Raw genomic sequence first — 13,645 nt, 5'->3', positions numbered from 1 at the left:
GCAGGCTTTCTACACAGTTGAACGTCGGCCAATTGGTTCACACTATATGCTACACTATTGTTAATTGTTAGAATAGGGGGATTTAAGTGAAGCCAAGAATTTTCATTACAAGAAAGCTGACAGAAGAGGCGGTTGCGACGCTTCATGAAAAATTTGATGTACGGATGTGGGACGAAGAAAGTGTAGCAGTTCCGCGCGCTGTTTTATTGAAAGAAGTGGCAGAAGCGGATGCACTATGGTCGGTTTTGGCGGATAGCATCAATCGCGAGGTTTTTGAAGCGGGTACGAAGCTTAAAATCGTTGCAAATATGGCCGTTGGTTATAATAATATTGACTTGGAATCGGCAAAGGAATATGACGTCATCGTAACAAATACACCGGGTGTGTTGACTGAAACAACTGCAGATCTTGCTTTTGCGCTTCTACTAGCGACGGCACGTAAATTGATCTCTGCAGAAAATGAAATTAGAAAAGGTAATTGGACTTCATGGGCTCCGATGAGATTTACAGGCATGGATGTTGGAGGAGCGACACTTGGCATCATTGGCATGGGACGAATCGGTGAAGCGGTTGCGCGCCGGGCAAAAGGCTTTGATATGCAAGTTCTTTATCATAATCGCAACCGCAAGCCAGACGCAGAAGCTGAGTACGGACTTGAATTCAGGGAGTTGGATACACTACTGAAAGAGGCGGATTTCGTTATCATTCTAGCTCCCTTTACACCGGAAACCGCCGGGATGATTGGTGCACGGGAACTTGACCTTATGAAAAATACGGGCGTTCTTATTAATGTCGCTCGTGGTGGAATTGTTGATGAGGCTGCTCTTTATGATGCATTGAAAAACGGTGCGATTTGGGCGGCGGGGCTCGACGTGTTTGAAAAAGAACCAATCCCACTCGATCATCCGCTTCTTACATTGCCGAACGTAACAGTCCTTCCGCATATCGGAAGTGCCAGCATTAAGACACGCCTTGCGATGATGAACTTGAACGCACAGGCAATTACGGATGTACTTGAAGGCCGCAAGCCAAAAGGTATCGTTCAGTAAAGAACAGCAGACGAATGAATTATGTCTAAATTGACTTGATGACTGTCGTCGAATAGGAGGAGGTAACAATATGAAAGGTACAATCATTCCATATTTAACGTTTTACGGAGAAGGAAAAGAAGCGGCTGAATTCTATGCGAATTTGCTAGGACTTGAGGAAGTCGGAATGCAGAAATATGCGGATGCTAATTTCCCGCATCCACCGGAAGCAGCAGATTATCTCCTCCATTGCCATCTGAAAAAAGGTGAATTTCAAATCATGCTTGCCGATTCTGCGGACAAGCCATCTGAATACAACAAAAACGGCGTTGCCCTTCTTATCGACTGTGAAAGCGTGGAAGAAGCGAACCAGCTCTACGACGGCCTGCGGGAAGAAGGCGAAGTACTGATGGCCCTGCAAGATACGTTCTGGGGAGCTAAGTATGGGAAAGTGAAAGATAAATTTGGCTTTACGTGGGATTTGAACTGCGAGAAAGAAGGATAGAAAAAGGAAGACTCTTCGTCGAAGGAGTCTTCCTTTTTTATTGCCAGTTCAATTTTTACCGATCTGCGAACAAGTTAAACACACCCAGTGCATCAAGGAAAACAATAATGATTGCGATAGGGGTCAGATATTTTAATAGGTAGAACCAAATGTTGAAGAAGGTCTTTCCGACTTTCGAACCTTGCTTCATCTCATTGAACAGATCAGTTTTAGCTATTTTCAAAGGGATGAATATCGAAATCAATAATGCGCCAAGAGGCATCAATACATTGCTTACTGCGAAATCGACTAAATCGAATACCGTTTTATCGAAAAACTTCACATCAGCCATTACTCCGTATGATAAACAAGATGGAATTCCAACAATGAAAATTGCCATTCCAATTATCCAAGTGAATCGTTTTCGTTTTGAAGGATCATTTTTCGTCATTGTTGCAACAATAATTTCAATCATAGAGAAAGCGGAAGTTAAAGCCGCGAATAGGAATAAAACCAAAAATGCAATGAAGAAAAACACCCCAAAGGGCATTTGGTTGAATACAGCTGGCAGTACTGAAAAAATCAATGTCGGTCCCGCATCCGGTGCCATTCCAAATGAAAACACACCTGGGAAAATCGCTAGGCCGGCTAACAGAACGATGACGATATTCATAGCGATAATGGACATCGCCGAGCTCGGCAGGTTTTGCGTTTTAGGAAGATAGGAAGCATACGTAACCATGACAGAAGCACCTAATGTGAGAGTGAAAAAGGCTTGTCCCAAAGCGAATAAAATCGTTTCAGACGTTAATTTAGTGAAATCCGGTACCAGCAGAAATTTTACGCCTTCCATTGCCCCATCCAAGCTAAGAGAACGGGCAACGATAATGATAAATAATATGAAGAGAGCAGGCATCATAATCTTGCTTGCTTTCTCAATCCCTTTTTGAACGCCTTGGGCTACAACAACAATTGTTAGCACCATAAAGATCAGTTGACCGGCTAACGTAGCGAATGGATTTGCAATAATTTGGTCGAATAACGGTCCGAACTGGTCTTGCGAAAGTCCGGAAATACCACCGGTTAATGCTTTGAATAAGTAGAGGATAATCCATCCTCCGACAACACTATAAAATGATAGCACTAAGAAACTGGTTACGACGCCAATGATCCCTGTTATATGCCAACCTGAATTGGGCGCAAGCTTTTTGTAGGCAGTAATTGCGTCACTTTGACTTTTACGACCGAGAATGAATTCACCGATTAAGAGAGGGAATCCTAATAACAGCGTAAATAATAAAAAGACCAGTAGAAAAGCGCCGCCACCGCCAGTCCCGGCTACGTAAGGGAACTTCCAAATAGCGCCTAACCCGATTGCTGAACCGGCAGCAGCTAGTATAAAACCTATTTTTGACTTCCAGTGTTCTTGTTGAGGCATAAGGTCAGTCCTTTCGATGAAACGAATATGTATGTACTTATAAAACAAGTCGTTTAGTTTAAGGGTAGCGTATTTTAAGGAGGCTGTCATTAAAATAACAAGTTTCAGAACATTATAAGTATACGGCTTAGAGGAGCTATTAATGAATAAAGCCTGTGTATGAGTATCTGAACAAATGAAAAAGCTTCCCTCATTACATGGAAACGTAATGAGGGAAGCTTACTATTATCAATTGAACAGGTTTATCGTCGTTATAATAATTGGCATCGCAAATACATCGATGAGGAAAGCACCAACAATCGGAACAACGAGGTACGCTTTAGTCGAAGGGCCATATCTTTCAGTGACGGCCGCCATATTTGCCATAGCATTAGGGGTAGCGCCGAGACCATGTCCTGTAAAACCAGCTACCATAATGGCTGCATCGTAGTCTTTACCGAGTAGACGGAACAAGACGAAAACCCCAAACAGGACGATGAAGACAACTTGGACGAAGACGATAACAAGTAGTGGAAGGGCCAAATCGGCAACTTCCCACAATTTGATGCTCATTAATGCCATTGACAGGAAAATCCCCAATGTAACGTCGCTGATTAAGCCGATACTCTTCATGTCGATCGCTTTTGGATTAATTTTGTCAACGATATTCCGAACAAGAACAGCAACAAACATGGCTCCTACGTAACCCGGTAGAACGAACCCTGTTGCGGTTGAAAATAGTTCACCCAAATACGTACCAAGGGCCATACAAAGTGTGATAAGTAGAATTTGTGTGAAGAACGAATCTGTTTGAATCGGCTTTTCTTTCTTTTCGATAGGAATACCGAGATCAGTATCCGCTTCAGATGACTTGAGATTGTGTTTTGAAATAAGATATTTTACAGTAGGACCACCAACGAGACCTCCTGCAACAAGTCCAAATGTAGCTGCTGCAACTCCAATCGAAAGGGCTGAATTGATACCCATGTCTTCGAGCGTCTGTCCAAATGCGGTAGCGGCTCCGTGTCCGCCTTCCATTGAAACTGCTCCAGCCATCATTCCAATAAGTGGATGCAGGTCGAACAAATAAGCCATGGATACACCGATTGTATTTTGTGCGAGCGCTAAAAATCCACATGCCAGCCAGTAGATGACAAGAACCTTTCCGCCAAGTTTAATGAGTTTAAAGCTTGCTCCTAAACCGATTGTTGTAAAGAATGTAAGCATGAATAAACTTTGCAATGATGTATCAAGTGTAATTTCTAGCCATCCGAGAGACTTGAAAATGGTTGCAAAAACAGCGAATAATAATCCACCGACAACGGGAGCAGGTATGCAGAATTTCCGTAAGAAACCAACTTTCTTCACTAAAACCATCCCTAAAGTTAGCAATGCAATGGAAAGGAAGATTGTGGTGACTTGATTAAGAACTAGCGTCATGAATTTCCCCTCCTAAAAAAGTTGTAATTGCTTCATTTGTTAAGTAAGCACCGAGTTTTACTGTACGGTTGTTTTCATCTAAAACGGGATTCACTTCCGAAATATCGAACGACAGTGTTTTTTTATGTGTTGTAACTGTTCGAATGATTGAACGAACAACGGAAGGATCTAATCCGAATGGTGAAGGAGCACTGACACCGGGTGCGAAAGCGGAGTTCAGTACGTCCGTGCATAATGTTAGAAATACATAATCATGTTGGTTGATGAATTGTTCGAGATCCGATGTTAGTTTGTCCATATTTCCGATATGCATATTCTCTTCGTATTCATATTTGACACCGAGCCTGTCGGCTGTATCGAACAATTCCTGCGTATTTCCATAGCGCTGGATTCCGACGACGAAATAGCTGCTCATGTTATCATGCTCCAGGATTTGTTTGAACATCGTGCCGGAAGACGGTTGTTCATCGTATGAGCGTAAGTCGAAATGGGCATCTATGTTAATAATTCCAAGAGAAGCTTCCTTACCAATTGATTTTCGGACTCCGAGATAGTGACCGTAAGCGGTTTCATGGCCGCCACCAAGAATAATCGGTGTCATTTTTTTCTCTAATGCGTTTGCAATCGTCTCGCCTAGCTGTTGTTGGGCTTTTTCCAGATTGGTATCCATGTATTGAATATTTCCAACATCGACAAGCCTTTTATTTACCGGGAATTTCCATGGCAATTTGGCAAGTTCACTGCGAAGTGCATCGGGAGCTTTTGCTGCACCCAATTGCCCTTTGTTGCGGCGGACGCCTTCCTCGCTTTCGAAACCGATAATTGCACATGTGTTGGGTGACTGGGAGATGACCTCGAGATTTACTAATTCAACCACTTGGTGATATCGGAAACTTGTTCTATTTTCAGTATGATCCGTACGTCCGGCCCATACATGTTCATTTACCTTATTAAGCAATTGCCTCACCCTTTCTGAACTTTCAGATACAACGTTACTCATTTATTATAAAGTACATGATTTATTAATTCTAATATATAATTACTATATACTTATAGCCCGCATCTATAATTGAGTGGAGGAGTGGTTAGTATGGATTTAAAGCAGTTAAGTTATTTTGTTTCAGTCGTGGATCATATGAGTTTTTCTAAAGCGGCAGAGAAGTTGCATATTTCTCAACCATCATTAAGCAACGCCATAAAAAACTTGGAACGAGACTTGGGGTTTCAAATTATTGAACGCAATACAAGGAATAGTAGATTGACAGAAGCGGGAGAGGTTTTATACGGCAGAGCGATTCATCTCTTATCAGAAATGGCGATTGTAAAAAAGGAAATGGAAGAAGTAAAGCTTATTGGTAAAGGTGAACTCCAAATCGGTATGATTGAATCGGTGAAGTATTGGATTCCAAAAGTGATTTCTCTATACAATAAAAAATTTCCCGAAATGCACATTCGATTGATGGAGGTGTTAGGCGGTGACGATGTGAAGAATTCGTTGAGGAAATATGAAACGCATGCCATTATCACGAACCAGCAAATTAAAGAAGTGGATATAGAAACGGTCCCTTTGTATAAGGAAAAACTTGTGTTAGTCCTTCACGAAAACCACCCGATGGCTACAAGGGAATCAATTATGCTGAAAGAATTGGAACAGGAGCCATTCATCATTAGCACCGAAGGGTTTCAGACGAGGGAAGACATATTGCGTGCTTTTGAATTGGAAGAAACTGTCCCTACGATTAAATATGAAATTGAGCGTTTCGAAACAGCATTAAGTTTAGTCGGTGAAAATTTAGGTATTGCGCTTATTCCAGAAAATTACTTACAGGGGCCTTATAATCTTTCGATTGTAAGTAAGATCATCGATTCCCGGGCACTTGAAAGAACCGTGTATTTGACGTACATGAAAAACAGGTATGTCTCTCCAGCTATACAGGCGTTCATAATGGAAGTAGAGGGTTTTTTCGAATACAAAGTTTCTGATTAATTCGTTGCAAATCAGTCTGTCTGTTATGATTAAGTAAGGAGTAAAACGTTTTTTTGTAACCGAAAGGGGAGAATTAAATGATTGGACGAAACGATCCATGTTCTTGTGGGAGCGGGAAGAAATATAAGAAATGTTGTGGAACGGAAGGAACAGATCTTGTCGATATGATTGTCAACGAAGAGCTTGATCGTGTGCTCGTCGGTTATTTTAATGACTATCCGAAAGATACCGACCGCAAGGAAATGATGCAGACGATGCGGGAGTGGGTAAACCGCCTTACAGGTAGCTGGGAAAAGGAACATATTGAAGAGGCAGCAAGTGAGTTTTATTTATTCATCCACAATAAAAAGATTTGGCATACATATTTAGCACAGCAGCTTGAACAGGTGAAACGTGATTCGGTTATTTCAGTATTACAGAAGTGGAACGAACCGTTTATGCTCCTTGCAGAAATTACCAAAATTGAGTCAGGCAGACTAAAAGTGCGGGAGCTGTTTGGTGAGCGGGATTATTTTGTGACGCGCAATGAGGGAATGCCGGCAGATTTGGGGACGTTACTATTTGGTGTAGTCCTCCACGATCCTCGAAAAGGGGAATTCGGGGTTGCGCCTGTTTCTTCAATGATGTTCTTGGCAAAGTGGAGCAAGCAGACGAAAAAGTCGCTCGTTGAATTAAGAGATGCGGTATCGGACAAGTCGACTGAGCAATTTCTAGATGATCACACGCTCGATATTTACGAGTTGTTCATCAAAAGGAGCATGGCTTCCATGAACGAGCTTGTTGAAGAAGTATTGGTGCCCACACAATTGAGTGCGCTGACAGCACTTGATATCACACTTCGTGAACTGAATCAAAGTACGGATGGACGTGAAATCATGCACAAACTGGCCGTCGCTTACTTTCTGAATGAGAATAAAGATGTTCCGATAGAAGGTGATTTTCTTGCCGCTGCAGTAAAAACGGGCATTCAACTTGGAGTGCTACAGGATACAGGGCTAATAGAAGATGACATTTTACGGAAGTACAGTGCATCAAAAGAAGGAATGCACTTGTATGAAATGGAACTTGCCGCTCTTTATGCAGACATGATGGATAGTGGCGATGAACCGGTGGCGGCACGACTTTACGATATTGGAACAGATCCTCGGCCAACAGAAAAAGCACTTTGGGAAACATCGATGACGACGGGCGGGGTTATTCAGCCTGAACGCAAGCCTGGAATTGCAGAAGGCCGTGCACAACTTCTTGCATATGAGGCGTATCGCGCGGAATCTGAACAAGCACGTCGGAAACTTGCGAATAGTGCTATGGAAATCGGACCAAATAATCCGGATGTCATCTTACTTCAAGCGGAAGTTGAACAGGATGCCGAGAAAGCGGCTAAATTGTATGAAAAAGCAATCCAGTCTGCAAGCAGGACATTTGAACCGGGGGAGAACCCTTGGCAAAACATACCGAATCGGCCATTCATGCGCTCGGCATTTGCGTATGGTGTTCACTTGTTCAGTCGCGAAGAGTATGGAGAGGCGGCGGAAATGTTCACGGATCTATTGAAGATGAACCGTACGGACAACCTTGGGGCAAGATATGAAGCGGTGGCTTCGCTCATTCACGCCGAACGGTTCACAGAAGCGGCGGAAATCATGGTGCGCTATGAAAAAGGTTCCGAGCATGACGCGGCTTATCTTTATCTTGACTGGAAGCTTGAACACATAGCATCCGAAGGGAAATCGTTAGATGCAGAAGAAATGTTGAATGCTGCAACGAAATTGAATGGCCATGTTAGACATTTGATGACATTCAAAGCGAAAACGATTCCGTACCCGAGATTTAAAGCGATTGAACCGGGTAGTGAAGATGAAGCCAGGTATATATGGCTGTTGTTGAATGGTGTGAAGTAAACATAAGTTTTGCTTCATTAAGTGAGATTTAATACTAAAAGGGTTATATCGTCGGTCGAAAAATAGATCGATAATATAACCCTTTTTTAGTTTGGAGAGTTTTGGATGTAGACGATTGATAATCCAACTTTATGTCTACGAATTAGTTATTTACCGCCAAGCATATTGAACAAGCCGCCTGCAATGCTGCCTTCGTCACGTGATCCTCCACCAGGTGTTTGCGGTGCAGCTGCAAAGACACGGCTTGCGAGTCTAGAGAATGGGAGTGATTGAATCCAAACAGTTCCAGGTCCCTTCAGTGTCGCGAAAAAGAGTCCTTCGCCGCCAAATAATGCTGTTTTTACGCCTTTTACCATTTCGATGTTGTAATTAACGTTGTGTGTCATTGCCACGAGGCATCCCGTGTCTACACGTAATATTTCGCCCGGTCGCAGCCTTTTCTCGATAATCGTACCTCCAGCGTGGATGAACGTCATACCATCACCTTCGAGTTTTTGCATGATGAACCCTTCACCACCGAAAAAGCCGGTGCCGAGTTTCCGTTGAAATTCAATTCCGACGGACACGCCTTTTGCGGCAGCAAGAAAGGCATCTTTCTGGCAGATAATTTTGCCGTTATGCTCACTTAAATCCATCGGAATTATTTTTCCAGGGTAAGGAGACGCGAAAGATACATGCTTTTTGCCTGCCCCCGTATTCGTGAATGTTGTCATGAATAAACTTTCTCCAGTTAACATTCGTTTTCCAGCGCCCATCAGTTTGCCCATAATTCCGCCGCCTGAAGAGCTGGAACCATCACCGAAGATTGTTTCCATGGCGATCCCGTCTTCCATCATCATTAGAGCCCCTGCTTCTGCCACTACCGTCTCTTTAGGATCAAGCTCGACTTCTACAAACTGCATATCATCGCCATGTATTTTGTAATCAATTTCGTGATTGTTCATCTTGTCTCGTTCCTCCCTAAAATAAGTTTTCTACTACTCAACTATACGAAATAAAGTCGGAAAAGTTTCAAGAAATTGAGACGGGAATTTCGGTTACTCTACCGTGTCCATATAGCGCCAAACTTTATAAGCAAGCTCGTGAGCTTCAGGTTCATGGGAAAATCCTTTGAAAGCTTCTCGGAACGAGCGGACGACAGATTCCAGCACGAATACCCGCGGAGACTCGGCGCGTAGTTCATCCAAAAGAAATTGCACATATTGTTTGCCGGCAGGAAGCGTATCATCTCCGAGAAATTCCAAAAATCCCGTGAGACGTTCGAGTAATTGCTCCTTTGTTTCTGTTTGTTCTACTTCATCCCCGCTTAACTTGAAAAATACATCTTCAGTGAAGAAAGCGTCTTTTGTGCTGATCATACCTAGGATGATGGAATCGATTCTTCGGAGTAAGAATCTCACAAGTTTTGAAGTGTCCATTTCCTCTTTCGAAACAGCTGACCATACATGAAGTATTTGTTGCATCATTCCGAACAGCATCACTGCACAATCGGCTGCATAAGGCACAGCAGCTTTTCCGTATACATCCACCAGTCTTCTTGTTAACCAAGAAAATTCAGCTAAAAGCATGTTCTTGATGTAAGTTCTTAGGTCGCTATCACCAGAATGGAAAACTGCCTCGAAAATTGGCATCAAGTTTTGTTCGCGATTCACGTGCATACGAATTAAAATCTGCTCTACCAGAACGTTCTTATCTGATAAATCTTGTCCAATAAGCAATTCACGTCTTCTTACAGTTGCTTCATCACGTGCGTGTACAAGTATCGCGATGAGGCACTCATTTTTGGATGAAAAATAATTGTAGAATGTCCCTTTTGATATACAAGATTCATCTAAAATATCTTGGACAGACGTGGTAGAAAATCCTTTATCTATAAAAAGTCGCTGCGCTGTTAATAAAACCTGGCGTTTTCGATCATTCATACTAATCACCTTTATCCTAAAGTTAGTTGTCGAACCTATTCGGCTTATCTGACGGGTGTTAATAAACTTATATATGTCGAGTTTCCCTGGAAGTGAATTCAGGTTTATACTATCAGTACATTTATTATGGTATATCCAAAAGGTTGATATATCAACGGAAAAAGTTTTTATTGTGTGAAAGCGTTTTCTAAGGTTGCAAGTTTTGGACTATCGGTATAATATGTTTAACATGATGTACACGGGGTACAAATTTTATACGTTACGTATTAAATAGGAGGAAGTAATAATGGATATAAAAAAAATGCACGAAAAACCGCCTTACGGCATGATAGCAATTTTATTTATAGGTGCTTTTGTCGCTCTACTAAATAATACATTGTTGAACGTTGCATTGCCGACAATTATGGTTGAGTTCGATGTGAAACCGTCTGTTGTCCAATGGCTAACGACAGGATATATGCTTATCAATGGTATTTTAATACCAGCAAGTGCGTTCTTCATTCAGAAGTTCACAAATAGAAGGTTGTTCTTAACAGCAATGGTGCTGTTTACTCTAGGGACGATTTTAGCGATGATTGCACCATCATTTGGTGTACTCGTTGCTGCTCGAATGATTCAAGCGTGTGGATCTGCAATGATGATGCCGCTTCTTATGAACGTTATGCTTACGGCATTTCCGATTGAGCGCCGGGGAACGGCAATGGGGATTTTTGGGCTAGTAATGATTACAGCGCCAGCAATTGGTCCAACTCTGTCGGGATGGGTAATTGAACATTATACATGGCGTACACTTTTTGGTATCGTTTTGCCGTTTTCAATTCTGACACTTGTTTATGCGTTCTTTAAATTGCGCAACATTACACCGAACCGTGACATGAAATTAGATGTATTTTCACTTATTTTGTCAAGTATCGGTTTCGGCGGTCTTCTTTACGGCTTTAGTTCAGCGGGTGATAAGGGATGGGATTCACCGCTAGTCTATGGAACAATCGTTATTGGTGCAATCGCACTTATCGCGTTCATTGTGCGTCAACTACGTATGGATGACCCGATGTTGGATTTCAAGATTTACAAACATCCGATGTTTGCTTTATCATCGGCCATCTCGATTGTACTATCGGTTGCAATGTTTTCGGGCATGATTCTTACGCCGCTCTATGTCCAAACCATACGGGGCATTTCACCGTTCCATTCGGGTTTGCTGATGTTACCAGGGGCAATTGTGATGGGGCTTATGTCGCCGGTTACAGGTCGTTTATTCGATAAGTACGGCGCAAGAATTTTGGCGGTTATTGGTCTTACCATCACTGTCATTTCAACATTCTATTTAAGTAGACTAGGTATGGAGTCTGGTTATTATTACATTATGTGGATTTATACGATTCGGATGTTAGGGATTTCAATGGTAATGATGCCGGTTATGACAAACGGATTGAATCAATTGCCAATGATCTCGAATCCACATGGTACGGCTATGAACAACACGTTACAGCAAGTGTCCGGTGCTATCGGATCCGCAATTCTGTTAACGATTATGACAAAAAGGATGGAATCGACAGGTGCAGGACTATTTGCGGAAGCCCAAGCATCTGGCAATGCTCCATCGACCGCTGAGGGGCTAGCGAAGTTAAAGGAACAACTTGAAGCACAAGCAATGTTGGATGGAATTAGTTTCTCATTTTTCATATCGACAATCGTTGCGATCGTTGCCTTGGTTCTATCGTTCTTCATGAAACGTGTAGCACTACCAACTAATGAAAAATCATTTACTAATTTAGAGGAAAGTAAAAAATAAGCGATGGATTAAAGAGTGCTCCGCATGGGTATATATATATACCACTGCGGAGTTTTTTTGTTTCTGTTACTATTGAATGTGAGGTAAATATTATTAACGTATAATTGTTAGGACGTGGGAAAATGGTTGGACGAAACGATCCGTGTCCATGTGGGAGCGGAAAGAAATATAAAAAGTGTTGTGCGGAGAAAAATGAATCACCTTTAGAGACGCTTATTGATGAGGAACTTGAGCGTATCATCTTTGGTGCATATGAACAGGCTACAAGCCCAGCTGATATATCAGAGTTCGAAAGCCATAGAAGACACTGGAAAAGTAAACTTGAAAAACTGATGGGACCGGATGATATTGAGGAGGCTGTTAGTGAATATTTCTTATTCGTTGCACGCCGTGATTTGTGGAAGCGTCACCTCCTAAGAGTGTTGAATAGCCCGATAAGAGAGACAGTTCGATCCGTTCTGGAATTATGGAAAGAGCCTGTTGTACTGTTTGCTAAGGTGAAAGAAGTGAAGGAAGGATATGTTATTGTCCAAGAAATACTTGGCGAGGGCATATTCAATCTTGAAAAGAAAGAAGGAATGCTACTGGAAGAGCATTCATTCATATTCGGCATTGTTTTACCTGATAATCGGGACCAGAACAATGATATCTATGTAATTTCTTCGCTTATGTTCATTAATGATTGGAATGGTGCACTCGAAAAACAGATAGTTGAACTTGCGGAGTCAAGCGGATTCGATAAGAGTCTTGCGTTCTATAAAGAGCATATGACGGATGTCTACGAAATTTTGCTTGCCAGGGATTCACGAACAGTAGATGAACTCATAGAGCATGATTTTACACCGGTTCAGCAGGAAGTAATCGAGAGTCTGGATGAAGTACTTGAGTTAAGAAATACGCCTAAAGAAGCGCGTGAATTACTGAGAAATATTGTGGTAACGTACTTTTTGAAAGAGCGCCCCAATTTCCGTAAACCTGGCGTTATTGCCGCTGCCGTATTTTTTGTAGCAGTTGATTTAGGAATTATGGAGGATGAAGAATTGACGAACGCTGAAATTGCGAAATTGTTCGTTGTATCGACAAGTTCGATGATGAAACATGCAGATAACATCCGTGAATTTGTCATTGAAATGTACGAACGGAGCCGTCAGCAAGAAAAAGAATAATCCGTGGTATTAGCAATAGTGCAGAAATGGATATACACCAAATGGGTATTACATAACCTGAAACCAAAATAACGTACAAATTAAATATTTTTCATTATGAAAACTCCGCATGGGATCGATACATCCAGTGCGGAGTTTTTCTGTATTTTGTCACATGTGTTGATTACCCAAAAACAACCAGTAAATAACTAAATCCAACACTAGGCGCTTCGTGTACAATGACTTTTGGATTGCTTTGGATTGAACGACTTCTATACGATTACCGAGATGTCTTGATGTGTAGGAATGCGACTTCATCGCATTCCTACACATTTTTTCGGTAATCGTATGGTGCTTATTCATCCGTCGCTCTCCAAATGGATACGTAAACAAAGATCTAAAACTTTTCGGGACGAAAGAATAGCGACGCTTCTTATCTGGATAATAGCCGCCAAAGATACAATTTTGGCGGCTGATGTTTTCTCCATAGTCTTGTCTTTTTTAGTTAAGGAAGAGTCACTTTCTT

The 13,645-nt window shown here is 41.9% G+C and carries 12 protein-coding genes; 6 read left to right on the top strand and 6 right to left on the bottom strand.

What is annotated here, in order from left to right; translation table 11 throughout:
• The first annotated feature begins 86 nt into the window (after positions 1 to 86).
• Positions 87 to 1,049, top strand: a complete 963-nt coding sequence (locus tag ACP8HG_RS14850; protein WP_438297017.1) for a 2-hydroxyacid dehydrogenase — start codon at positions 87 to 89, stop codon at positions 1,047 to 1,049.
• Positions 1,050 to 1,119: 70 nt separating this feature from the next.
• Complete coding sequence (locus ACP8HG_RS14845) at positions 1,120 to 1,533, top strand: VOC family protein (protein ID WP_067213415.1); 414 nt, start codon at positions 1,120 to 1,122, stop codon at positions 1,531 to 1,533.
• Between the two features lie 55 nt (positions 1,534 to 1,588).
• Here the strand turns inward: ACP8HG_RS14845 and ACP8HG_RS14840 are convergent, their stop codons facing one another.
• The 3 genes from ACP8HG_RS14840 to hutG form a co-directional block, all read right to left on the bottom strand.
• The gene (locus ACP8HG_RS14840; protein ID WP_187046074.1) at positions 1,589 to 2,950 is read right to left on the bottom strand and encodes a sodium-dependent transporter; all 1,362 of its coding nucleotides are present in this window, start codon (positions 2,948 to 2,950) and stop codon (positions 1,589 to 1,591) included.
• Positions 2,951 to 3,178: 228 nt separating this feature from the next.
• Positions 3,179 to 4,369: a sodium/glutamate symporter gene (gene gltS, locus ACP8HG_RS14835; RefSeq protein WP_067213410.1), complete on the bottom strand. Its 1,191-nt coding sequence runs from the start codon at positions 4,367 to 4,369 to the stop codon at positions 3,179 to 3,181.
• Positions 4,353 to 5,369 carry a formimidoylglutamase gene (gene hutG / locus ACP8HG_RS14830; RefSeq protein ID WP_438297014.1) on the bottom strand — a complete coding sequence of 339 codons (1,017 nt, stop codon included), beginning with the start codon at positions 5,367 to 5,369 and terminating at the stop codon, positions 4,353 to 4,355. The genes gltS and hutG overlap by 17 nt, the downstream gene beginning before the upstream one ends.
• Before the next feature lie 90 nt (positions 5,370 to 5,459).
• Between hutG and ACP8HG_RS14825 the strand changes: the two genes are divergently transcribed.
• Positions 5,460 to 6,356 carry a LysR family transcriptional regulator gene (locus tag ACP8HG_RS14825; protein ID WP_438297012.1) on the top strand — a complete coding sequence of 299 codons (897 nt, stop codon included), beginning with the start codon at positions 5,460 to 5,462 and terminating at the stop codon, positions 6,354 to 6,356.
• A 77-nt stretch (positions 6,357 to 6,433) separates the two neighbouring features.
• Positions 6,434 to 8,257 (top strand): SEC-C metal-binding domain-containing protein, encoded by a 1,824-nt coding sequence (locus tag ACP8HG_RS14820; RefSeq protein ID WP_438297010.1) that lies wholly within the window; start codon positions 6,434 to 6,436, stop codon positions 8,255 to 8,257.
• A gap of 146 nt (positions 8,258 to 8,403) precedes the next feature.
• Here ACP8HG_RS14820 and ACP8HG_RS14815 read toward each other — a convergent pair whose 3' ends face one another.
• Positions 8,404 to 9,201 (bottom strand): TIGR00266 family protein, encoded by a 798-nt coding sequence (locus ACP8HG_RS14815; protein WP_187046070.1) that lies wholly within the window; start codon positions 9,199 to 9,201, stop codon positions 8,404 to 8,406.
• Positions 9,202 to 9,294: 93 nt separating this feature from the next.
• The gene (locus ACP8HG_RS14810; RefSeq protein WP_438297008.1) at positions 9,295 to 10,179 is read right to left on the bottom strand and encodes a TetR/AcrR family transcriptional regulator; all 885 of its coding nucleotides are present in this window, start codon (positions 10,177 to 10,179) and stop codon (positions 9,295 to 9,297) included.
• 286 nt (positions 10,180 to 10,465) lie between these two features.
• Here ACP8HG_RS14810 and ACP8HG_RS14805 point away from each other — a divergent pair, with 286 nt between their 5' ends.
• Both ACP8HG_RS14805 and ACP8HG_RS14800 read left to right on the top strand, forming a co-directional pair.
• Positions 10,466 to 11,974: a DHA2 family efflux MFS transporter permease subunit gene (locus ACP8HG_RS14805; RefSeq protein ID WP_438297006.1), complete on the top strand. Its 1,509-nt coding sequence runs from the start codon at positions 10,466 to 10,468 to the stop codon at positions 11,972 to 11,974.
• 122 nt (positions 11,975 to 12,096) lie between these two features.
• Complete coding sequence (locus tag ACP8HG_RS14800; protein WP_438297004.1) at positions 12,097 to 13,140, top strand: SEC-C metal-binding domain-containing protein; 1,044 nt, start codon at positions 12,097 to 12,099, stop codon at positions 13,138 to 13,140.
• A 150-nt stretch (positions 13,141 to 13,290) separates the two neighbouring features.
• Here the strand turns inward: ACP8HG_RS14800 and ACP8HG_RS14795 are convergent, their stop codons facing one another.
• The gene (locus ACP8HG_RS14795) at positions 13,291 to 13,482 is read right to left on the bottom strand and encodes a hypothetical protein (protein WP_438297002.1); all 192 of its coding nucleotides are present in this window, start codon (positions 13,480 to 13,482) and stop codon (positions 13,291 to 13,293) included.
• Between the last annotated feature and the right edge of the window lie 163 nt (positions 13,483 to 13,645).

It is taken from the genome of Sporosarcina sp. FA15 (genome assembly GCF_051550195.1).
Classification (GTDB): Bacteria; Bacillota; Bacilli; order Bacillales_A; family Planococcaceae; genus Sporosarcina; species Sporosarcina psychrophila.
This window is presented reverse-complemented; position numbering and strand designations above follow the sequence as displayed.

Bases quoted from the DNA above. Each gene is read 5' to 3' on its own strand.
- ACP8HG_RS14845 (WP_067213415.1), top strand. From the start codon at position 1,120: ATGAAAGGTACAATCATTCCATATTTAACGTTTTACGGAGAAGGAAAA.
- ACP8HG_RS14840 (WP_187046074.1), bottom strand. From the start codon at position 2,950: ATGCCTCAACAAGAACACTGGAAGTCAAAAATAGGTTTTATACTAGCT.
- gltS (WP_067213410.1), bottom strand. From the start codon at position 4,369: ATGACGCTAGTTCTTAATCAAGTCACCACAATCTTCCTTTCCATTGCA.
- hutG (WP_438297014.1), bottom strand. From the start codon at position 5,369: ATGAGTAACGTTGTATCTGAAAGTTCAGAAAGGGTGAGGCAATTGCTT.
- ACP8HG_RS14825 (WP_438297012.1), top strand. From the start codon at position 5,460: ATGGATTTAAAGCAGTTAAGTTATTTTGTTTCAGTCGTGGATCATATG.
- ACP8HG_RS14820 (WP_438297010.1), top strand. From the start codon at position 6,434: ATGATTGGACGAAACGATCCATGTTCTTGTGGGAGCGGGAAGAAATAT.
- ACP8HG_RS14815 (WP_187046070.1), bottom strand. From the start codon at position 9,201: ATGAACAATCACGAAATTGATTACAAAATACATGGCGATGATATGCAG.
- ACP8HG_RS14810 (WP_438297008.1), bottom strand. From the start codon at position 10,179: ATGAATGATCGAAAACGCCAGGTTTTATTAACAGCGCAGCGACTTTTT.
- ACP8HG_RS14805 (WP_438297006.1), top strand. From the start codon at position 10,466: ATGGATATAAAAAAAATGCACGAAAAACCGCCTTACGGCATGATAGCA.
- ACP8HG_RS14800 (WP_438297004.1), top strand. From the start codon at position 12,097: ATGGTTGGACGAAACGATCCGTGTCCATGTGGGAGCGGAAAGAAATAT.
- ACP8HG_RS14795 (WP_438297002.1), bottom strand. From the start codon at position 13,482: ATGAATAAGCACCATACGATTACCGAAAAAATGTGTAGGAATGCGATG.